Source organism: Bradyrhizobium sp., assembly GCF_016213215.1.
Taxonomy (GTDB): Bacteria; Pseudomonadota; Alphaproteobacteria; order Rhizobiales; family Xanthobacteraceae; genus Bradyrhizobium.
Map to the genome: position 1 here is coordinate 1 of NZ_JACRAW010000136.1, position 19,622 is coordinate 19,622.

General features: G+C 63.5%; 15 protein-coding genes and 2 pseudogenes. 6 read left to right on the plus strand and 11 right to left on the minus strand.

Annotation, left to right across the window (positions count from 1 at the left end; genetic code table 11):
- Positions 1-636: 636 nt before the first annotated feature.
- On the plus strand, positions 637-2,415 hold the full coding sequence (locus HY852_RS22520) for an adenylate/guanylate cyclase domain-containing protein (RefSeq protein WP_291607103.1): 1,779 nt from the start codon (positions 637-639) through the stop codon (positions 2,413-2,415).
- A gap of 4 nt (positions 2,416-2,419) precedes the next feature.
- On the opposite strand, the gene HY852_RS22525 is transcribed toward HY852_RS22520, so the two are convergent.
- Together HY852_RS22525 and HY852_RS22530 are read right to left on the minus strand one after the other, a co-directional pair.
- On the minus strand, positions 2,420-3,031 hold the full coding sequence (locus HY852_RS22525; RefSeq protein ID WP_291607104.1) for a 2-hydroxychromene-2-carboxylate isomerase: 612 nt from the start codon (positions 3,029-3,031) through the stop codon (positions 2,420-2,422).
- Between the two features lie 242 nt (positions 3,032-3,273).
- On the minus strand, positions 3,274-4,815 hold the full coding sequence (locus tag HY852_RS22530) for a L,D-transpeptidase (RefSeq protein WP_291607105.1): 1,542 nt from the start codon (positions 4,813-4,815) through the stop codon (positions 3,274-3,276).
- A 461-nt stretch (positions 4,816-5,276) separates the two neighbouring features.
- Here HY852_RS22530 and HY852_RS22535 point away from each other — a divergent pair, with 461 nt between their 5' ends.
- Complete coding sequence (locus HY852_RS22535) at positions 5,277-6,500, plus strand: peptidase M15 (RefSeq protein ID WP_367116401.1); 1,224 nt, start codon at positions 5,277-5,279, stop codon at positions 6,498-6,500.
- Positions 6,501-6,765: 265 nt separating this feature from the next.
- Here HY852_RS22535 and HY852_RS22540 read toward each other — a convergent pair whose 3' ends face one another.
- Genes HY852_RS22540 through HY852_RS22550 form a run of 3 tightly spaced genes read right to left on the minus strand, consistent with a single transcriptional unit; the run spans position 6,766 to position 8,765 of the window.
- Complete coding sequence (locus HY852_RS22540; RefSeq protein WP_291607106.1) at positions 6,766-7,263, minus strand: TPM domain-containing protein; 498 nt, start codon at positions 7,261-7,263, stop codon at positions 6,766-6,768.
- 1 nt (position 7,264) lies between these two features.
- The gene (locus tag HY852_RS22545) at positions 7,265-8,143 is read right to left on the minus strand and encodes a YgcG family protein (protein WP_291607107.1); all 879 of its coding nucleotides are present in this window, start codon (positions 8,141-8,143) and stop codon (positions 7,265-7,267) included.
- 13 nt (positions 8,144-8,156) lie between these two features.
- The gene (locus HY852_RS22550; protein WP_291607108.1) at positions 8,157-8,765 is read right to left on the minus strand and encodes a LemA family protein; all 609 of its coding nucleotides are present in this window, start codon (positions 8,763-8,765) and stop codon (positions 8,157-8,159) included.
- 172 nt (positions 8,766-8,937) lie between these two features.
- Here HY852_RS22550 and HY852_RS22555 point away from each other — a divergent pair, with 172 nt between their 5' ends.
- The 3 genes from HY852_RS22555 to HY852_RS22565 are packed head-to-tail and all read left to right on the plus strand — an operon-like array spanning position 8,938 to position 12,160.
- Complete coding sequence (locus tag HY852_RS22555) at positions 8,938-9,792, plus strand: enoyl-CoA hydratase (protein ID WP_291607109.1); 855 nt, start codon at positions 8,938-8,940, stop codon at positions 9,790-9,792.
- Positions 9,793-9,796: 4 nt separating this feature from the next.
- Positions 9,797-10,945: an acyl-CoA dehydrogenase gene (locus HY852_RS22560; RefSeq protein WP_291607110.1), complete on the plus strand. Its 1,149-nt coding sequence runs from the start codon at positions 9,797-9,799 to the stop codon at positions 10,943-10,945.
- A gap of 18 nt (positions 10,946-10,963) precedes the next feature.
- Positions 10,964-12,160: an acyl-CoA dehydrogenase family protein gene (locus tag HY852_RS22565; protein WP_291607111.1), complete on the plus strand. Its 1,197-nt coding sequence runs from the start codon at positions 10,964-10,966 to the stop codon at positions 12,158-12,160.
- Between the two features lie 199 nt (positions 12,161-12,359).
- Here the strand turns inward: HY852_RS22565 and HY852_RS22570 are convergent, their stop codons facing one another.
- The 6 genes and pseudogenes from HY852_RS22570 to HY852_RS22595 form a co-directional block, all read right to left on the minus strand.
- On the minus strand, positions 12,360-14,687 hold the full coding sequence (locus HY852_RS22570) for a xanthine dehydrogenase family protein molybdopterin-binding subunit (RefSeq protein ID WP_291607112.1): 2,328 nt from the start codon (positions 14,685-14,687) through the stop codon (positions 12,360-12,362).
- A gap of 122 nt (positions 14,688-14,809) precedes the next feature.
- Complete coding sequence (locus HY852_RS22575; RefSeq protein WP_291607113.1) at positions 14,810-15,892, minus strand: trypsin-like peptidase domain-containing protein; 1,083 nt, start codon at positions 15,890-15,892, stop codon at positions 14,810-14,812.
- Between the two features lie 231 nt (positions 15,893-16,123).
- On the minus strand, positions 16,124-16,999 hold the full coding sequence (locus HY852_RS22580; protein WP_291607114.1) for a dihydrodipicolinate synthase family protein: 876 nt from the start codon (positions 16,997-16,999) through the stop codon (positions 16,124-16,126).
- Positions 17,000-17,145: 146 nt separating this feature from the next.
- Positions 17,146-17,546, minus strand: a pseudogene (locus tag HY852_RS22585) (hypothetical protein); the annotation flags it as partial.
- A gap of 135 nt (positions 17,547-17,681) precedes the next feature.
- Positions 17,682-17,879, minus strand: a pseudogene (locus tag HY852_RS22590) (PAS domain-containing protein); the annotation flags it as partial.
- Positions 17,880-18,038: 159 nt separating this feature from the next.
- Complete coding sequence (locus HY852_RS22595; RefSeq protein ID WP_291607115.1) at positions 18,039-18,335, minus strand: hypothetical protein; 297 nt, start codon at positions 18,333-18,335, stop codon at positions 18,039-18,041.
- A 220-nt stretch (positions 18,336-18,555) separates the two neighbouring features.
- Here HY852_RS22595 and HY852_RS22600 point away from each other — a divergent pair, with 220 nt between their 5' ends.
- Complete coding sequence (locus HY852_RS22600; RefSeq protein WP_291607116.1) at positions 18,556-19,536, plus strand: helix-turn-helix transcriptional regulator; 981 nt, start codon at positions 18,556-18,558, stop codon at positions 19,534-19,536.
- Positions 19,537-19,622: the final 86 nt, after the last annotated feature.

Here is a 19,622-nt window from a genome sequence, read left to right on the forward strand (position 1 = left end):
ACCCGGCCTTCCCTGCGCAGTGGCTTTACGGCTTATGCCGAGCTCTCCCCGGTGACGAATTCCTTTTTGTCACCGTCGCTCCACGGATTGACGGCCCCTCGCTCCCGGTTGGGCCGATGACGCCTCCGCGAAACTTGGCTGCAGCAACGGCAGCCAGGACCACACGGTTTTGCCGTACGCGGCATTCGTTTCTCGCCGAGAGCCTTCGAGGCTTGTGCACCCACATCGAAGGATCGGCGAGACGAACTTACAGCGCCGTTCGTCCGCGCGCCGCCTGATCGCTCACGAGAGAACCCGCCCTGCAATCGGCCATCGCGCCTGACGCTGCCGCGTCCACCGCATCCTGGCCCACGTTCGTGACGATCGCGATCGCCCCTCTTGCCGGGCAGGACAGCGTCTCCATACGCCGAACTCGAATTCGGATAAAGCGAATTATTTTCGCCGCGATGGCTTGACAGGTTTTGCGGCGATTTGCCCGACGAGCAGTCAGGCGCGGCCGCTTCCGGCCCGATTCCAGACGGTGGCCCACGTCGGGCGGTTCGTCAGGGCCTGACCCCGAAGCGGACATTGGCAGCCGGACAACGCACTACCGAACTGCTATACTGTCCGTTCAATCTCCCGAGCCGGGAGGTACTTGTGAGCAGTGAGCGCGTGGAGCGGCGCCTAGCGGCTGTGTTAGCGGCAGATGTCGCCGGCTATAGCCGTTTGATGGGCCGCGAAGAGGAAGGCACACTGGCGCAGCTCAAGTCGCTCCGGAGAGCACTGATCGATCCCGTTATCGCTGAGCATCGTGGCCGCATTGTAAAGACGACCGGTGACGGCATGCTGGTCGAGTTCGCCAGTGCCGTGGACGCAGGTCGTTGCGCCGTCAAAGTCCAGCGCAGAATGGCTGAGCAGAATGCCGCCGTACCACAGGATCAAAGGATTGAGTTTCGGGTCGGGATTCATGTCGGCGATATAATCATCGACGAGAACGATATTTTTGGCGATGCCGTCAACATAGCCGCGCGTCTGGAGGGGATTGCAGAGCCGGGAGGCGTATGCATTTCCGATGACGCCCAACGCCAACTGCGCGGCAAGCTCGATATTCACTTTGACGATCTGGGTTTGCAGGCACTGAAGAATATTGCTGAGCCGATGCGCGCCTGGCGAATGCAGTTAGGCAAAGTCTCGGCTTCGGTGGATTCAAAGGGTGTTTCTACCGGCCCGAGCCAACTTCTCGCGCTCCCTGATAAACCCTCGATCGCCGCGCTTCCGTTCCGAAACATGAGTGGCGAGCTAGAGCAGGACTACTTCACAGACGGCATCACCGAAGACATCATCACGGCGTTGTCGAAGTGGCGCTGGTTCTTTGTGATCGCTCGCAATTCAAGCTTTTCCTACAAGGGCCGCCACGTTGACGTAAGAGAAGTTGGTCGGGAATTGGGCGTACATTACCTCCTTGAGGGAAGCGTTCGAAGGGCTGGCAGTCGGGTTCGCGTGACGGCGCAGCTTATAGACACCGCGACAGGCACGAGCATATGGGCAGACAGGTATGACCGTAATCTGGCCGATGGGTTTGTGATCCAGGATGAAGTGGCGCAAGATGTTGCCACCGCGATAGAACCGGCGGTCTCTAAAGCCGAAATCGAACGTGCCCGGCGCAAGACGCCGGAACAAATGGTCGCGAGAGACCACTATTTTCGTGGGATGTGGCACTTCCATCAGTTTAGCAAAGAGGATGCACACAAGGCCATCGCCTGTTTCAATCGGGCAATTGAGCTAGATAACACGCTGGCCGACGCCTACGTGGGTATTGCGCGGACGTTATTTAGCACTCGTGCTTACCGACTCAGCTCAGGTTGCGATGTCAATGCTCAGATTGCTTCCGCCGCAAAAAGTGCTCTTGCACTCGACCCTAGCAGCGCTTCCGCCTGCTATATATTGGCACTCAATCTGGCGCATAACGACGATTGCGACACCGCGGTCAAATTCGCTAGGCGAGCAATTGAGCTAAATGACAATTTTGCTCTCGGCTATTTCGCCCTGGCGGTGGCAAGCAATTTTCTGGGTCTGCCCCAGGAAGCTCTGGCAGCTATCGATCGGGCGCTGCGGCTTAGTCCGAGTGACCCGCAAATCTTCGCTTGGCGCGCCCAACGGGCTTCGGCCTTGTATCTGCTCAAGCGTTACGCTGAAGCCGCTGAGACGGCGCGGCAGAGCCTTGGGCAACGCTGGTTTCACACCGCGTGCCGCGTACTGGCGGCGAGCTACGCGCAGCTCGACATGATCGAGTCGGCAAGAACGGCAATGGGCGATCTCCTGGCAAGCGAGCACTCCGAGAAAACGATTGCGGAAGTGATCCGTCCATTCAAACGTGAAGACGATCGCAACAATTACAGTGAAGGGTTGCGCAAGGCAGGAATGCCGCAACAATAATCAGTCAGCCATGTTGGACGCGGCCAGAACGACACCAGCTAATTGCGTCGTTCAGTCGGTCGTCGCCCCAAAATAGTTCGCGATCTACGACGAACGTCGGTGACCCGAAGATGCCCAGATCTCGCGCCGCGCTCGTCTCGGCTACAAGTGCGGCCTTCGTGGTCTCTGCATTAGCCACCGTAAGCACACGCTCCGGGTCTTGCCCAATGTCCCGCAAACTTTCCGATACATTGGGCTCGTCGCCAGTTTCCTGTCTCAGCGTGAACCAGCGGCGGTAAGCTGCGCGAACAAATTCCGGTCCCCAACCTTCGCGCATGCCTACGGTTGCGATGAGATTTGCAACTACTGAACGCTTGGCGGGGTAGGGCGCAGGAAGGTTTGTGGGGAAGCCGTACATCGCGGCGCGGCGCTCGATGTCACGCCACATATAAGTCAGTTTAGCTGGCTTATCGGCGAACGGCACGTGCTTCATCTCCTGCAAAATGACGAGCAGATGAAAGGGACGCCAATGGAAGGAAATCCCCGTGGATCTTTCTACATCGGGGAGCCTCAACACGCTCAAATATGAATACGTGCTGCCCATAGTAAACCAGAAATCAATCTGCGATGGAGCCATCTAGAGTTCCAGTCGTCAGGTTTGGTACCCTTATTGTCGATCATCCCAAAGCGCGCTTCAAGAGAGGGCTAAGGCGTCGTGCAGTCGCAACAGCCCCGACTTCCGCTTCTGGCCCGAATGCGAAATGTGCACGGGCTGCTGGACGTCTGCTTGTCGTGGTGAAGCTGAAATGGCAAGCCGACCGCCGACCGGCGCTTTTGACCCTGAGCGACCACGCCGCCTGCGTGCGGCGGTGCCGCGTCTTACCACCAGCGCTGCGGCATCGGTTGATAATATTGGTCGGCGCGCGGACGCGTATTGCGAGGTTGGGAGTTCCAATTGCGCTGGAAAAAGAAGCCGAAGCCGTCGTTGCCCCAGTCGTCCCCGCTCGCAACGGGGTCATGGATGGTAGGCCGGCGCGTCACGAAGCCACCTTGCGGCTGGTTGCTTAGCACCGCCACGAACTCGGTGCGATAGTTGGTCTCGCTGCTCAATGGCTCGTCCGAGATAATGATTGACGATCGCGGCAATGCGGTCGGCGCGATGCGGTCGAGCACATCCTGCGGGAACGTGATCCGGTCGAGCGCGTCCCTGGCGTCGTCGCCGTTGTCGATCGTGGCAACGGTCCAGCGCAGGCCCGCGTCGCTCTGCGCCATCGCCGTGAACACATGCGTGCCGATCGGCCTTTCGGGATTGCGGATCGTGACCGGAACCTCGATGGATGTATCGAAGACCTCGCCGCCCCCGTCCGGGGCCGGCTTGTGCGTGTTGCGCCGCACGTAGAGCTTCTGCGTCGCGCGGCTGATGTAGATTGAGACGGGCTCCAGCGCGAGCTTCGCCTCGCGCGCAGCCCTGGCTAGCTCAGCCTTGCGCTTTTCGGCCACCTTGGCGGCGTCCTTCGCGGCCGCCGCGGCGTCCCGCTTCGACGTCGCGTCAGCCTTCGCGGTATCGAGCTCGGCCGCAGCCTGGGCGGCCTTTGGGGCGGCCTTCTGCTTCCGCTCTTCGGCCTGCGTCCTGGCCTGGTCCGTCTTTGCGGCGGCGATCGCCTTGTCGGCAGCCGCAAGCTCGGCGTCGGCGCTCCTCTTGAGCCCCTCCAGTCTGCGCAGCGACGCCGTGAGCGATGCAGCCTCGCGTGCCGCTGTCGCGGCGGCTTTCTTTGCCTCGTCGGCCGTCCTGACGGCCTCTGCGGCCTCGCGGGCCAGCGTCTCGGCACGCGACGGAGCAGCCGCGACGGCCTCCGCTTTCGGCACCAACAGTGCCGGGTGGGAAATCTCGACCGGAGCGGTGTCGTCCGGCGAGATGATCACACGCAAGCCGATCCGCGTCTTGTCGAACAGCTTCTCTGCGAAGCCAAACGGCATCCGGATGCAGCCGTGCGAGGCAGCATAGCCGGGCAACGGCCCGCCGTGTAGCGCGATGCCGTTCCAGGTGATGCGCTGCATGTTCGGCATCTCGGCGTCATCGTAAAGAGACGAGCGATGGTCCTTGTTCTTCTCGACGATCGCAAAGACGCCGGCCGGCGTTTCGCGTCCCGTGGTGCCGGTCGACACCGGCGCGCGCAGGATCCAGCCGTCGGCGTCGTAGAAAGTGACCTGCTGGGTCTTGATCGAGACGATCGCCATGATCGGCTCGCCGGCGTTTCGCGGCGCCATCGCCTCCATGGCCGCAGCGGGGCGCGCCTGTCTTGCCGCGGCGTCGGCGGTCAGCGCGGTCAGTGCGGCTGTCGCCGCGAGCGTCACGATGGCGAGACGCCCCCGCTGCCGCGTCGCCCGCATGGATTGAGCCGTCGCAAATCGATTTGCCATGCCATGTCCCGGTTGGAATGCCCGTTCGCGCTTGCGCCGATTACGATCGGCGAGCAGCTTATTTGACTCACCCCGACACGGCTAGACCGACCCCGATGTCGGCTGTTGGCCAGAATGCGAGTCCGGGCAGGTCAGCCGAATTGGCGCTCGGTGAGGCGTTGATCGCGTCGACGACATTGTGTCGATTGCTTGGCAGGGAAGCGGCGCCCAGGCGAGACTGGCGTCAGGGAGACCTGCGCCTACCCCAACGCGCGATGGCGATTGAAACTTCCCCCGTGCGCGCTTGCGTCGGAGAATGCGCAGGTAGCTTCGGGCGGCGCGTTGCGCGCGTGCAACACTCTTTCGAAAAATGATCGGCCGGCAGTTACCGCCATTGTGCGTCCATATCCTGGTCCGAACAATCAAGGCCGTCGCATCTTGGCTGGACAGCATGGCTCTGGTGGAGCCTTTGGAGGCTACGGATGATGAACCCGCGGCGATTTCCGACAATGGCGGCGTTATGCACGACGGTCGTTCTCGCGGGTTGGGTCGTCACCCAGCTTGCTGGCTTCGGTTCGGCCAGCATCGAGAATGCCGGGGCCGCTGTGCCAATCGAGGACCGCCGCGCACCATCTCTCATCGCCGACGCCGAGCTCCCGGACGCTGCGCACGCAACAATGGGCAACGCCCCTGTCATTGATCCCGTGGCTCGGGTCGATGTGGCAAAAGCTGCCGAAGCGGTGACGGGAACAGCCACCGACACGACGGCGTCGTCGAATGAGCCGAAATCGACCATCGTGGCCGCCTTGACCGATCCGTCGCACATGCTGCCGCACGAAACACCGCCCGTGCAGGCGCCGAACGTGAGCACGTCGGACCCGATTCCTGGCGGCGCCAGGGATGGTGTGAGCTCCATCGAAATTCTCGACGAGTGTCTGGTGGCGGACATCTGCATCGACCGATACCTGTGGGCGCTCTACCAACGGACGCCCAAGGAGGACACCATCAAGGTGCACGACCAGAGGAAAGTGACAGTCAAGAAGAAGGGCAGGACGGTGACTGTCACCAAGAGCTTTACCAGGCTCGTCGATCAGGATTTCACGTGGAAGGATCCGAAGGCGGCGGAAAGAGCCGGCAAGCCGATGATGGACTACGTGATCGGAGGCATGGATCGGAGGTTCAAACTGAAGCTCTTTCATACGCTTCTAGCCGCGGAAGAGGCCGGGCTGTCGCCCGGCATAACCAGCGCCTTCCGCGATGACTACCGTCAATCGATCGCAAGCGGCCTCAAGGCGGCGAGTAACAGGTCGTACCATGGCGGGAGCTTGCGCGGCGGCTATGGCCACGGGCTTGCGGCCGATGTCGTGAGCGTCAACGGCGGAACACGGGACGAGCGATGGATTTCCAGCGACAAGCTCTGGAAATGGATCGATGCACACGGGAAGAAGTTTGGAATCGGGCGACCGTATCTCGATAGAGATCCGCCGCATGTGGCACCGGTCGACGGCAAAGAATATGCCGCTCGCCGCGGCGGGACAAAAACTCAACACGCCGATCACATGAAGAAGCGCAACCGGCTGGCCGTGCGCGACGATCACAGCGTGGCGAAACGCCCAAGAGCCGCAAGGTCATCGAAGGTGCGAACGATCCAAGCCGGTTCAGGCACGCCTTCCACCACGACGCGCGCAAAACTCCAAAGGTCGTAAGATGGGTTGAGTGCAGCGACGAAGCAAATCCAGAATTCCTCCGCGGCGCCAAGTCTGGATTGCTTCGCTTCGCTCGCAATGACAGCGGAGCACAGCCGCGTATCCGACGTCATGCGGGGCGGCGGGAAGCACGAGTAGCCCGCATGAGCGTAGCGACATGCGGGACTTCGCGATTGTTTCCCGGGTATCGCTGCGCTCACCCGGGCTACGCTCTGCCCTCGCTTCGCTCGCAATGATGCTGACGGACGGAGCGCCAGCCCCGGCCTCACATCACCACCGGCTTGTCCGGCAGTTCGTTGTGGTCGGGACCGCGCGGCGGGAAGTGGGTGGCGAGTTCGCGCGACACCGCCTCGATACCCTTGATTACGCCGCGCTCGAACTGGCCGGACCTGAATTCCGCTTCCATCTCGCGGCAGATCTTCTCCCAGCCTTCGGTGCCGACCCTGGCGTGGATGCCGCGATCGGCCACGATCTCGACGTCGTGGTCGGCGAGCAGGAGATAGATCAGGACGCCGTTGTTGTGCTCGGTGTCCCAGATGCGCAATTGCGAGAAGACGTCGAGCGCGCGCGAGCGCGCCGACTGGTTGCGGAACAGCGGCGCGCCGTCGAGCGCGCCTTCGACGACAAAGCGGACCTCGCCGGTATGGGTGGCTTCGCCCTGCTTGATCGCCTGCTCGATGTTGGCGAGCACGCGGGCCGGAAAGAGCTGGTTCACCCGCCAGCGGTGCTCGAGGAGATGCCTGCCGATGCGCCTGATGTTCATGTTACCAGCTCCCCGACGCGCCGCCGCCGCCGAAGCTGCCGCCGCCGCCACTGAAACTGCCGCTGCTGCTTGAGGAACCGCTGCTCCAACTGCTGCTACTGCTGCTGCTTCTGCGGCCGCCCACAGATGGTCCGCTGCCCGGAATCAGGTCCGCGATGAAGGCCACGACGCCGCCGATGATGCCGGCGACGACCGAGACGATCAGCGACCCGAAGAAGAGCCAGGTAAGGACCGCAACCAGGCCGCCGCTGGCAATCGAGCCCATCAGCCTGCCGAAAGAGGCGCGCAGCATCCCGGCAACCAACAGCAGACCGACCAGGAAGAACATATTGAACGGATCGATATAGTCGGCAAGGTGCGGGCCATTCCAATGAGCCGGCTCCGGTACCGGCAATTGCTCGCCGTCGATCACGTTCATCATGCGGTCGACGCCGGCGGAGATACCGCCGGCGAAATCGCCGCTCTTGAATTTCGGCGTGATGTCTTCGTCGATGATGCGCCTCGAGGTGGCGTCGGTGAGACTGCCCTCGAGGCCGTAACCGACCTCGATGCGCAGGTGGCGGTCGTTCTTGGCAATGACGAGGATCGCGCCGTCATCGACATTCTTGCGGCCGATCTTCCAGGTTTCCCCCACCCGGATCGCGAACTGCTCGATCGTCTCCGGCTTCACCGTCGGAACGATCAGCACCGCGATCTGGCTGCCCTTGCGGTCCTCGAAAGCCTTCAGCTTTTCCGACAGCTCCGAGATGTCGCTGCTGGAGAGCGTGCCGGTCTGATCGACCACGCGGCCGGTGAGCGGCGGCACGGCAACATCCGCCGCAGCCGTGAACGGCACGCCCACGACAAAGAGCGCGAGCAGGAAGGCTCTGACGGCGTTCATCACGGAGACGGGACTACTTCGAGGGTGCCGGGGCCGGGTTGAAATCGACCTTTGGCGAGGTCGAGATTTCCCTTTCGTTCTCCACCGTGAAGTTCGCCTTTTCCTTGAAGCCGAACATCATCGCCGTCAGGTTGGTCGGAAACGAGCGAACCGTAACGTTATATTCCTGCACCGATTTGATGTAGCGGTTGCGCGCTACCGTAATCCGGTTCTCGGTGCCCTCCAGTTGGGACATCAGGTCGCGGAACAGCGCATCCGACTTGAGCTGCGGGTAGTTCTCCGTCACGACCAGCAAGCGCGACAGCGCGCTGCTCAACTCGCTCTGCGCGGCCTGGAATTTCTGGAATTGAGCGGGATCGTTGAGAATTTCCGGCGTGGCCTGGATGCTGCCCACCTTGGCGCGCGCATTGGTCACGCCAAGCAGCACGTCCTTCTCCTGCTGCGCGAACCCCTTCACCGTGTTGACGAGGTTGGGCACGAGATCGGAGCGGCGCTGATACTGGTTGACGACCTCCGACCAGTTCGCCTTGACCTGCTCGTCGCCGCTCTGGAAGGCGTTGTAGCCGCAATTGGTGAGACTCAACGTCGCCAGGGTCGCGAGCACGGTCAAGAATCTGCGCATTGCAATCTCTCCTCTGTTGCCGGGGCAAACTAGCAGAATCGCGCCCGCGGGTAAGCGGGTCGGCGTGCTCGGGAACGCTATTTTTGTCCCAAGCCTCTTGCCTCCCATTCGCCGAAATAGTCAACATGGCCAAACAAGGAACAAGCACACGGAAACGCCAAACGGAAATCCAATGACCTCGTTCGAGACCATCCTCGTGGAGAGGCCGGAGCCGTCCATCGCCCGTATCGTGATGAACCGCCCCGAAGCGCGCAATGCGCAAAATCTGCAGATGACTTACGATCTCAACGCCGCCTTCGACCAGGCGGTGCAGGATGACGCGGTCAAGGTGATCATCCTCGCCGGCAACGGCCCGCATTTCTCCGCAGACCACGATTTGCGGCCCGGCCTCAAGGACAAGGCCGGGATGGATTTTCCGCCGATCGGTAACTGGGGCGGCTTTGCCGAGCCCAATGCCCACGGCCGTTTCGCCCGCGAGCAGGAGATCTATCTTCAGATCACCCGGCGCTGGCGCAACCTCGCCAAGCCGATCATCGCCGAGGTGCACGGCAAATGCATTGCCGGCGGCCTGATGCTGGCCTGGGCCTGCGATCTCATCGTCGCCAGCGACGATGCCGAGTTCTGCGATCCCGTGGTCACCATGGGCGTGTGCGGGGTCGAATGGTTCGTGCACCCATGGGAGGTCGGCCCGCGCAAGGCCAAGGAATTCCTGTTCACCGCCGACATGTGGAGCGCGCAGGAGGCGCACCGGCTGGGCATGGTCAATCATGTGGTACCGCGCGCCGAGCTCTCCGCGTTCGTGATGGCGCTGGCGCGCAGGATCGCGGCCAAGCCTTCCTTCGCGCTCAAGCTGAGCAAGGAAGCCGTCAACCGCTCGGTCGACATCATGGGCCAGCCGGCCGCGATCGATCAGGCGTTCGCGCTTCATCAGCTCTGCCACGCCCATAACCTGCAGGAGTTCGGCATGATCGTCGATCCGGCCGGACTGCATCCGTCCGTGCGAAAACCCCCGGCCGCGGCGGAGTAGCCCGATGGACCTCTCCTTCAGCGACGAGCAGCGCCTGCTGCGCGAAAGCGCGGAGCGCTTCATTGCCGAGAGCTACAATGCCGAACATCGCCGCCGCACGGCGAACGATCCGCTCGGTTTCAGCGCGGCGATCTGGAAGCAATTTGCCGACCTCGGCTGGCTCGCACTGCCGATCCCGGAAAGCTATGGCGGGGTTGGCGGCGGCGCGGTCGAAATCGGCCTCCTGATGGAAGCCTTCGGGCGCGGACTGGTGTCCGAGCCTTATCTGTCGACCGTGGTGATCGGCGCCGCCCTGATCGAGAAATGCGGCAGCGAGCAGCAGAAGCAGGCCATTCTGCCGAAGATCGGAGACGGCTCGCTGTTTGTGGTCTTCGCGCATTCCGAGCGCGCGGCACGCTTCGATCTGGCAACCGTCACCACCATTGCCAGCAAGACCGCCGAGGGCTGGCGCCTGTCCGGCAACAAGATCGCCGTGATCGACGGCCATGTCGCCAGCCAGATCATCGTATCGGCGCATATTCACCATCACGACGGCGCATCGGGCCGGCTCGGCCTTTTCATGGTGCCGGCGATTACGCCGAGCCTTGCGATCTCGGATTTTCCACGCCTCGGCGGCGGCCGCGCCTGCAACCTCGAACTCTCCGACGTCCACCTTCCCGCCGATGCCCTCTTGGGCGATGGTCACGATGCCTTGCCCGCGATCGAGTGGGTGGTCGACCGCGCCATGGCCGCGCTCGGCTCCGAGGCGGTCGGCATCATGCAGACGCTGCTGGAGACGACCGTCGAATACACCAAGATCCGCCACCAGTTCGGCCGGCCGCTCGCCGCCAACCAGGTCATCCGCCATCGCCTCGCCGACATGGCAATGCAGTGCGACGAAGCGCGCTCGATGGCGCTGCGCGCCGCGCTGATGCTCGACGCCGAGCCGGTCGAGCGCGGCCGCGCGGCGTCGGCCGCCAAGGCCAAGATCGGCAAATGCGCCCGCTTCGTCGGCGAGCAGTCGATCCAGCTGCATGGCGGCATGGGCGTCACCGAGGAACTGGAGATCGGCGCCTACTTCAAGCGCCTGGTCGCCTTCGACACGCTGTTCGGCGGCAGCGCCTACCATTATCGCCGCCATGCCGCCCTTGGCCGCGCGGCCGTGCCGTCCTGAACAAGAGGAAAGCGCATCATGGATCTTGCCTTCAATGCCGAGGAGCGCGCGTTCCAGCAGGAAGTGCGTGACTTCATCGCGCAAAATCTCACCCCCGAGGTGAAACGCGCCACCGCACTGACGCCGTCCGTGTTCTCCGATCCCGACATCGGCATGACGTGGCAGCGAACTCTGCACGAAAAGGGCTGGGGCGCGCCGGGCTGGCCGGTGGAATATGGCGGGCCTAGCTGGACGCCGGCACAGCGCTGGATCTTCGAGACCGAATCCGCGCGCGCCGGCGTGCCGAACGTCAACGTCATGGGCGTCAAGATGGTCGGGCCCGTGATCATCGGGTTCGGCTCGCCGGAGCAGAAGAACTTCTACCTGCCGCGGATTCTTTCCGGCGAGGATTACTGGTGCCAAGGCTATTCCGAGCCGGGCTCCGGCTCAGATCTCGCCTCCTTGAAGACGCGCGCGGTGCGCGACGGTGACGATTACGTCATCAACGGCAGCAAGATCTGGACGACGCACGCGCATCACGCCAACCGCATGTTTGCGCTGGTGCGCACCAACGATACCCCGCGGCAGCAGGATGGCATCAGCTTCATCCTGATCGACATGAAGACGCGTGGGATCACCATCCGCCCGATCCTGACCATCGGCGGCGACCACGAGGTCAACCAGGTGTTTTTCGACGACGTGCGCGTGCCGGTGTCAAATCGCGTCGGCGAGGAAGGCAAGGGCTGGACCTATGGCAAATACCTGCTCGAGTTCGAGCGCGGAGCCGGCATCGCCTCGGCGAAGTTGCGCGAGGGACTGAGGGCGGTTTCGGAGCTGGCGGATTCCGAGCTGACCGGGCGCGCGATCGAGGATCCCGATATCGCCATGCGCATCTCCGAAGTCGAGGTCGACATCGACGCGCTGGAGATGACCGAGCTCCGCGTGCTGTCGGCGCTGCAGACCGGACAGAACCCCGGCGCAGTGTCATCGCTGTTGAAACTGCGGATGAGCGAGATCCGCCAGGCGGTGACGCGGCTGGGGGCCGACGTCATCGGCCACGACGCGCTCGCGGTCGAGCCGATGCGTCCGCTCTACAGGCTGAACCACGAGCCAGCGATCCCGGAGGAGATGCTGACCGTGGTGCCGGAATATCTCAACGGCCGGGCCTACACCATCTTCGGCGGCACGTCGGAGGTCCAGCGCGACATCATCGCCAAGATGATGCTGGGGATTTAGCCAGGAAGGGGCGCGCCACATACTGGCTGTCGTCCCCGCGCAGGCGGGGACCCATAACCACAGGCAGAAGTTGTGGGGCCAACTGCCAGTTACACTCTTCGCAACAACAACGCCCTGGGGTTATGGATTCCGGGCTCGCGCTTTCGCGCGCCCCGGAATGACGAAGCAGCCGCGAGAGCGTCATGCACGATAGCCGCAGCTATTGCTTCCCCGCCTTCGCCTCCTGGATCGCCTTCCAGATCTTCTGCGGCGTCAGCGGCGTGTTGAGCTGCCTGATGCCGAGATCGCTCAGGGCGTCCATCACGCCGTTGGTGACGCAGGGCGGCCCGCCGATGGCCCCCGATTCGCCGCAGCCCTTCGCGCCCAGCGGATTGGTGCGGCAGGGCGCCGAGTCGTCCAGCGAGACCTGGACCGGCGGCACGTCGTCGGCACGCGGAATGCAATAATCCTGGTAGCTCGCGGTCAGCAACTGACCTTCGGCATCGTAGGCGACGCCCTCAAGAAGCGCCTGCCCGATGCCCTGCACGACGCCGCCGTGGATCTGCCCGGTCACCAGCATCGGGTTGACCGCGACGCCGACGTCATCGACGGTCGTATAGCGCACGACGCGTGTCACGCCCGTTTCGGGGTCGATCTCCACCTCGCAGATATGCGTGCCGTTCGGCCAGCTCGGCCCGTCGACCTCACCTTCGGAATCGACGCTGAGCCTGGCGCCGTCCTCCTTCTCCGCGATCTCGAACAGGCTGATGCGGCGGTCGGTGCCGACGATGGTCAGAAAGCCGTCGCGGTACTCGATATCTTCCACGGAAGTCTCGAGCAGGTTCGACGCCTTCTCGCGCGCCTTCTGGATCAGGTCGTTGCCGGAGACCGCGACCGCCGTGCCGCCGACGAACAGCGACCGCGAACCGACGCTGCCGAATCCGGTAGCAAGATCGGTATCGCCCTGGATCACGTCGATCCTGTCCATGGCAATGCCGAGGGTGTCGGAGATCATCTGGGTGTAGGTGGTCTGCAGTCCCTGCCCCATCGCCATGGTGCCGGAATGCAGGATCACGCGGCCTTCCGCTGTCGCATGCAGGCTGACCTTTTCGGTGTGCGCGCGGCCGCCGGTCCATTCGATATAGCTGGTGACGCCGCGACCGTAGAGCAGGCCCTTCTTCTTCGCCGCGCGCTTGCGTGCGGCAAAGCCGTCCCAGTCGGCGAGCCTGGCGGCGCGATCCATCATATGGGCGAAGGCGCCGGAGTCGTAGACCTGGCCGACCGCATTCGTATAGGGCAGCTGCGCCGGCTTGATGTAATTGGCCTTGCGGATCGCGCGCGGATCGATGCCGATCTGGCGCGCGGCGGCATCGAACAACCGCTCGACGATGAACACCGCTTCGGGCCGGCCCGCGCCGCGATAGGCGCCGACCGGCGCGGTGTGGGTCATCACCGTCTTCACCTCGAAATGCACCAGCGGCAGATCGTAGACGCCGGTCTGCACGAACGGCCCGAGTACCAGCGGAATGATGTTGGCCGCGCCGGAAGAGTAGGCACCGGTGCTGCCGATCGACTTCACCCGGTAGGCCAGCACTTTGCCCTTGGCATCGAGCGCGAAGGCCGCGCTCGAGGTGAGATCGCGGCCATGCGTGCCGCCGACGAACTCGTCGGTGCGATCACCGCGCCAGCGGATCTTGCCGCCGAGCCTGGTCGCGGCATAGGCGACGATGCCGTCTTCGGGGTAGAGGTTGGTCTTCTGGCCGAAGCCGCCGCCGATGTCGCCGACCAGCACGCGCACGCTTTCCTTCGGCCGCTTGAGCACCGCTTCCGCCAGCACGTCGCGCGTCGAGCCGGGTGTCTGCGATTGCACGTGAAGCAGGAGCCGGCCCGACTTCTTGTCAATCTCGGCAATGGTCGAACGCGGCTCCAGCGCCGAAGGCACCAGGCGTTGGCTGACGAGATCGAGCTCGACCACGTGCGCCGCCCGGGCGAAGGCTTCATCGACCTTGGCGGCATCGCCGTAGCTCATCGCCGCCACGATGTTGTCGGGCGCATCCTGCCAGACGACGGGAGCGCCCGGCTTGATCGCCTCCTGCGGATCGACGATGGCGGGCAGCACGTCGTATTCGACCTGAATCGCTTCCGCCGCACTCTGGGCCAGCGCGCGCGAGCTTGCGACGACCGCCGCGACCGGCTCGCCGGCGAAACGCACCACCTCGTGCGCGAGCAGCCGCCGTGGCGGCACGCTCATCGGCTTGCCGTCCGGCCGCTTGAAGATGTTGAGCGTCGGGATGCTGCCGATGTCGTCCCTGATCAGGTCTGCGCCGGTGTAGATGGCTTCGACCCCCGGCATCCCGGCGGCAGCACCGGTGTCGATCGAGACGATCCGGGCATGAGCATGCGGCGAGCGCAGCACGTGCAGCCACAGCGCACCCTCATCCGGCTTGTCGTCGATGAACTGTCCCTTCCCGGTGAGCAGCCTCAAGTCTTCCAAACGCTTGACGGGCTGCCCTGCCCCGAAACGCAGATTGCCGGGAAGAATATTCATCCGCTCATTCCTCAATCCTGAAGTGACCGAGGGGTTTTAGCGGATTTTCCGGTCGAGACAACCGAAGGACGGCGCATCTGCGGTTGCGCGAATTGGTGCCTGTGCGCCGACGGATTGGCGGCCTAGGAGCGGTCGATGTCGACGACGTCCACAGTCACCTCGCGGGGGTCGGAGCCGCGCTTGACGGTGAGCTTGACAGTGCGCCCTGCGCCCACCTGTTCGAGGGCGTCGGTGAGATCGGAAAGGCGCCGCACCGGCTTGCCATCGGCCTCGGTGATGACGTCGCCGAGCGCGCCTGACGAGAGATTGACCCCGCGAATTCCGGCCCGCTCGGCGGGGCTCCCGGCGGTGGTCCGAACCACGATCACCCCTTCGACGCCGAGCCGCGTCGAGACGTCCTCGCTGGCGGCGACAATGCCGATGCCCGGCGTAGGCACCCGCCCGTTTCGAATGAGCTCAGGGACGATGCGGTTCACGACATCTGCCGGGACCGCAAAGCCGATGCCGGCATTCGAACCGGACGGCGATATGATTGCCGTCGTTACACCGATCAGCCGGCCCGCCGAGTCCAGGAGCGGCCCGCCTGAATTCCCGGGGTTGATCGCCGCATCGGTCTGGATGACGTTGGCGATCTCGCGGCCCGCGTTGGTCGGCAACCGGCGCTTGAGCGCGCTGATGATGCCGCTGGTCATCGACTGGTCCAGTCCGAAGGGATTGCCGATCGCGAAGGCCGATTGGCCCACTTTCAGATCGCTCGAACTGCCAAGCGCCACCGGCGCAGGCAGTTGGCGCACGCTCCTGATGCGGAGCACGGCGAGGTCATAGTTCGGGGCCACGCCGACCAGATCAACTTGTGCCACCTCGCCCGACGCGAAGCGGACCGCAACTTCCCTGGCATTTTCCACCACATGATTGTTGGTGACGAGGTGCCCCTCGCGATCCCAGACAAATCCGGTGCCGGAGGCGCCCGGTCCCTCCGCTTCCATCAGTGGATTGGCCGCGGACCTCGCCGCGACCTGAACGACGGACGGGGATACGCGTTCGAAGATTTCGATGGTCGCCTTTTCGGTATCGGAAAGCGGGCCGCGCTGCTCGACGGCGCGAGCGACGGGACTTGTCCACGGCGCATATTGGACTTTCGTGGCCGTCCACACCAGCAACACGGCTGCCAAAGCTGCCGCAGCAAGTCCGAACCGACGATCCATGGGCGTCACCGTTTCGCGCACTGGCGGAGGTGCACAAGGTAGCTGAGCATAGCATATCGCATCTGGGGCGGGAGTATGGCTCTCGCACAAACGCCCCAGCTGATGGGAAGTTTCCAATCCGGCTGCAGACCGGGACGAAATTGCCGTTCCCTCAAGCGCTTCGCGGGACCGGTTCACCGGTCCAGTTTCAGCCCTGGCAAAGCAATGTTTTGCGTGGGCCATATTGGCGCACTATCCGAGGTCCCGCAACGCTGCTTCCACCACCTTGCGCTGTTCCGCCGTCAGGGCCGCCTGCGGCGGCACCGGGTCGCCGACGTCGTAGCCCTGGATGGAAAGGCCCGCCTTGATGCAGGCGGCCAGATTGAAGCGGGCGAAGGCCTCGTTGATCCGCCACAGCCGGCGCTGCAGTGCCATCGCCGCGTCCCACCGGCCGGCCTTGCAGAGCTCGTAGAGCTCGACGCTTTGCCTTGGAATGATGCAGGCCGGCCCCGCCATCCAGCCCACGCCGCCGATCAGCATCACCGCCGCCGGAATGTGCGCGGACGCCGAGAACACGCGGATCTTGTCGCCGCATCGGTTCATGATCGAGAGCAATCGCCCGGTGTTGGTGGAAGCATCCTTGATGTAGCCGATGCGCGGATGCTCCCCGAGACGCGCGATCACATCCAGCGTGAGATCGGAGCGCTGGAATTGCGGATTGGTGTAGATGACGACCGGAATATCGACGGCGTCGGCAATGCTGCGGAAGTAGGATTCGACCTGGGCGTCGGCGACCGGAAAATAGGCCTCCATGATCGCCAGAATGCCGTCCGCCCCGAGCTGCTGATAAGCCTTGGCCTGCGTCACCGCGTCCGCCGTCGAGGTCGAAGCGACGCCGGCGATGACGGGCACGCGCCCCTTGGCCGCTTCGATCGTCGCCTGCACGACGGCCGTGCGCTGTGCGCGATCGAGATAGGCGAACTCGCCGGTCGAGCCCAGCGGCGTCAATCCGTGCACGCCGGCCTTGATGAGATCATCGCACAGCCGGCCGAGAACGGCGGTCCTCACCTTGCCGTCAGGATCAAGCGGAGAGACGAGATAGGGAAAGACGCCGTGTAAGTCGGGCATGGGCAAACATCATTCCGCGAAGGCTGTCGGCACGTGCAGTACCGGCAGATAACGACCCTGGGAGGTCGATCTACCGGTACATGCTCGGCGTCGCCCTATCAAGATGCGCCTGGTGCAGGCCTCCAGCCCTTCGGCCGGACCAGGCCCTACCCGTTCGCGATCGCCGCGGCTTCGGCTGCGGCACGCTGCATGCTGACCGACATCTCGGCCGTAACCGTGCTTTGCTCCTCGACCGCCGCGGCGGTCTAGGTGACATATTCGCTGACATTCTGGATGGCGCCCTTGATCGCCTCGAGCGCCGTGACCACGTCGGCCGATATGCCGTTCAGGCTGCCGATTTCCTGGCCGCCCAGAACTGCCGATAGGAATCGGAATTGCGCTCGGCCTCGTCGACAAACATCGAATGATGCCGGCCGACGATCTCGGGAAGCGAATAGCCGAGGGCACGAATGATGCCGTCGAGCTCGAACTCGATCACGGCCTGCGCGCGGCTGATTGCGGCGACCTGGGCAGAGTATTCCAGGTTCTTGAGTCGCGCCGACGCATCGGCCCACTCGACGGCCAGACCCGCGCGCTCGCCCGTGCCGAGCCGCAGCGGAGTGACAGTCAGATCGAAGGAGCGGCCGCCGATCGCAATCGTTGCCTGGTGCTTGGCCGCAAGCCCGCCCAGCAGCCTGCGCTGATGTGACGGGTTCTTGTGAAAGACGTCGATGTTCTGTCCGACCAGATTACCCGCGCGGAACTGGGGCAAGCCATTCCGGATCTCACCTTCCGCATCGCCGAGAAGCGCCTCGACCGCCGGGTTGACGTAGACAATCCTGTAGTCGGCATCCGTCACCATGATTTTGCTGGACACCGAATCCAGCGCTAGCGACTTCACGTCATGGCGAGCATTTCGGCCGAACGTTCGATCTTCTCCACATAGCGATGTTGCACGGCGACGGCTCTGGAAGTTTGTCCCTGATTGTATGTAGTTGATTCAGCTTAATCGGCCGTTGGTCCGGGTCCTGCCATCCCGGACCGGCACTGCCAGAGACAACTAGAAGCGCTCCGCTTTGGCCTTGGCACTCCTGAACAGTTGCTCGGCCTCGGTGGCGGCCTCGTCGAATCTCGCCGCATCGAAGCCGGCATGATCAAATGCGGAAGCGACCTGCCGAAGGGTGTTGATGCCGGTCTCAAGCCCGATGATGAGCTGCATGAAGTGGTTTTGAATGCTCGTTTGCAGCGCCCTCACCAATTCGCTCTGCGGCCGGGCAGCCGCCTCTCCAGCCGGCGAACGTTGCTGCTCGGAACGGGAAAATCGCGCCGCTCCTTGCGGAAAATCAATAACAGCCATCACCAGCCCGCCAATATGAATTGGCCACGCCTTACCAGAGCAGGGGTTCTCGCAAGCCTTGTCCCGCCGATGCCATGTTGGTCATCATGAGATGGCTCGGCGCGGCAGCATCGGGACAGGCGTGGCACGATACGTACGCGACGCGGCAGGATGCCGCGCAACCGTCAGTTTGTGGCTTTCCGGCCGCCTTCTCCTACCATCGGGGTAACACGAATCACTCATGCCGAACTTCAAGGGAACTTTTCTCAGCAGATATCCGGTTCTCGATTCACGCGACGCCGAGTTGGCGCAGGACCGGTTGTTTTCGGTATACGGCGCCATCGGCTTCGACAAGGGTGAAGGCAGGTTCGGCCTGCGGGCGAACCATCTCCAGCTGTCGAACATTGCGCTCTCCTATTGCGAGTATCATTCCCCCACTTCGGTGACTTTTCCCGAGGCCTCGTTCTTCCGGCAGTGCTTTTCGATCGACGGAGCAGCGCGCTTCACCTGGGGCAACTCCGATGCCGCGGCGATCGGCCCGTGGACCCCGGCCATATCGGGTACCGCACCGCTGCGCCTGGATTTCGGCGAAGATTACCGGCAGCTGGTGCTTCGCGTGAACGCGGACGCTCTGCGGCGCACGATCGATGCGCTGGTCGGCAATGGTTCGGATCGTGAGTTGATCTTCTTCCCGGAGAAGGAGGACGTCGCCGCTCAATCAATATTCAGGCGGAAGATCTTCGAGTTCGCGACCGAAATGGAGGCGTTCGGCACGATGTATTCGCCGCTGGCGATGGCCGAACTGGAGCGGACGATCGTGATGCGGTTCCTGTTCGCGCATCAGCATAACTTCTCCGATCTGCTGTGGCGCGAGCCGCTGAGCGCCAACCGGTCCGCGGTCGACAAGGTCACGGCCTTCATCGAGGCGAACTGGGACAAGCCGCTCGACGTCGAACAGCTGGCGGCGATTGCCCATGTCAGCGTCCGGACGCTGTTTCGCGAATTTGCCCGAGCTGGCCGCGGCTCGCCGGCGGAGTTCGCCAAGCGCATCCGGCTTGAACGCGCCGCCGATCTGCTGAGCCACCCGACCGACACGACCAGCGTCACCAGCGTGGCGTTCCGGTGCGGCTTTCAGAACATCGGCCGCTTTGCACGCGACTACACGCTTCTGTTCGGCGAGCTGCCGTCCGTCACCCTAAAGCGGGCGCTGCGGGCCGCCTAGCACGACAGGGCCGCCGGGTTGAACAACGCCTGCGAGCGGCGACACACTGTCTCGCCGCTCCGCTTGGCGAGTTGCCCGCCAAGCCG

What these genes read in the sequence shown, in the direction of transcription:
- HY852_RS22525 (WP_291607104.1), bottom strand. Translation starts at nt 3,031, where the DNA reads ATGGCTCCATCGCAGATTGATTTCTGGTTTACTATGGGCAGCACGTAT.
- HY852_RS22550 (WP_291607108.1), bottom strand. Translation starts at nt 8,765, where the DNA reads ATGCGCAGATTCTTGACCGTGCTCGCGACCCTGGCGACGTTGAGTCTC.
- HY852_RS22580 (WP_291607114.1), bottom strand. Translation starts at nt 16,999, where the DNA reads ATGCCCGACTTACACGGCGTCTTTCCCTATCTCGTCTCTCCGCTTGAT.
- HY852_RS22595 (WP_291607115.1), bottom strand. Translation starts at nt 18,335, where the DNA reads ATGGCTGTTATTGATTTTCCGCAAGGAGCGGCGCGATTTTCCCGTTCC.
- HY852_RS22560 (WP_291607110.1), top strand. Translation starts at nt 9,797, where the DNA reads ATGGACCTCTCCTTCAGCGACGAGCAGCGCCTGCTGCGCGAAAGCGCG.
- HY852_RS22530 (WP_291607105.1), bottom strand. Translation starts at nt 4,815, where the DNA reads ATGGCAAATCGATTTGCGACGGCTCAATCCATGCGGGCGACGCGGCAG.
- HY852_RS22565 (WP_291607111.1), top strand. Translation starts at nt 10,964, where the DNA reads ATGGATCTTGCCTTCAATGCCGAGGAGCGCGCGTTCCAGCAGGAAGTG.
- HY852_RS22535 (WP_367116401.1), top strand. Translation starts at nt 5,277, where the DNA reads ATGATGAACCCGCGGCGATTTCCGACAATGGCGGCGTTATGCACGACG.
- HY852_RS22600 (WP_291607116.1), top strand. Translation starts at nt 18,556, where the DNA reads ATGCCGAACTTCAAGGGAACTTTTCTCAGCAGATATCCGGTTCTCGAT.
- HY852_RS22555 (WP_291607109.1), top strand. Translation starts at nt 8,938, where the DNA reads ATGACCTCGTTCGAGACCATCCTCGTGGAGAGGCCGGAGCCGTCCATC.
- HY852_RS22545 (WP_291607107.1), bottom strand. Translation starts at nt 8,143, where the DNA reads ATGAACGCCGTCAGAGCCTTCCTGCTCGCGCTCTTTGTCGTGGGCGTG.
- HY852_RS22540 (WP_291607106.1), bottom strand. Translation starts at nt 7,263, where the DNA reads ATGAACATCAGGCGCATCGGCAGGCATCTCCTCGAGCACCGCTGGCGG.
- HY852_RS22570 (WP_291607112.1), bottom strand. Translation starts at nt 14,687, where the DNA reads ATGAATATTCTTCCCGGCAATCTGCGTTTCGGGGCAGGGCAGCCCGTC.
- HY852_RS22575 (WP_291607113.1), bottom strand. Translation starts at nt 15,892, where the DNA reads ATGGATCGTCGGTTCGGACTTGCTGCGGCAGCTTTGGCAGCCGTGTTG.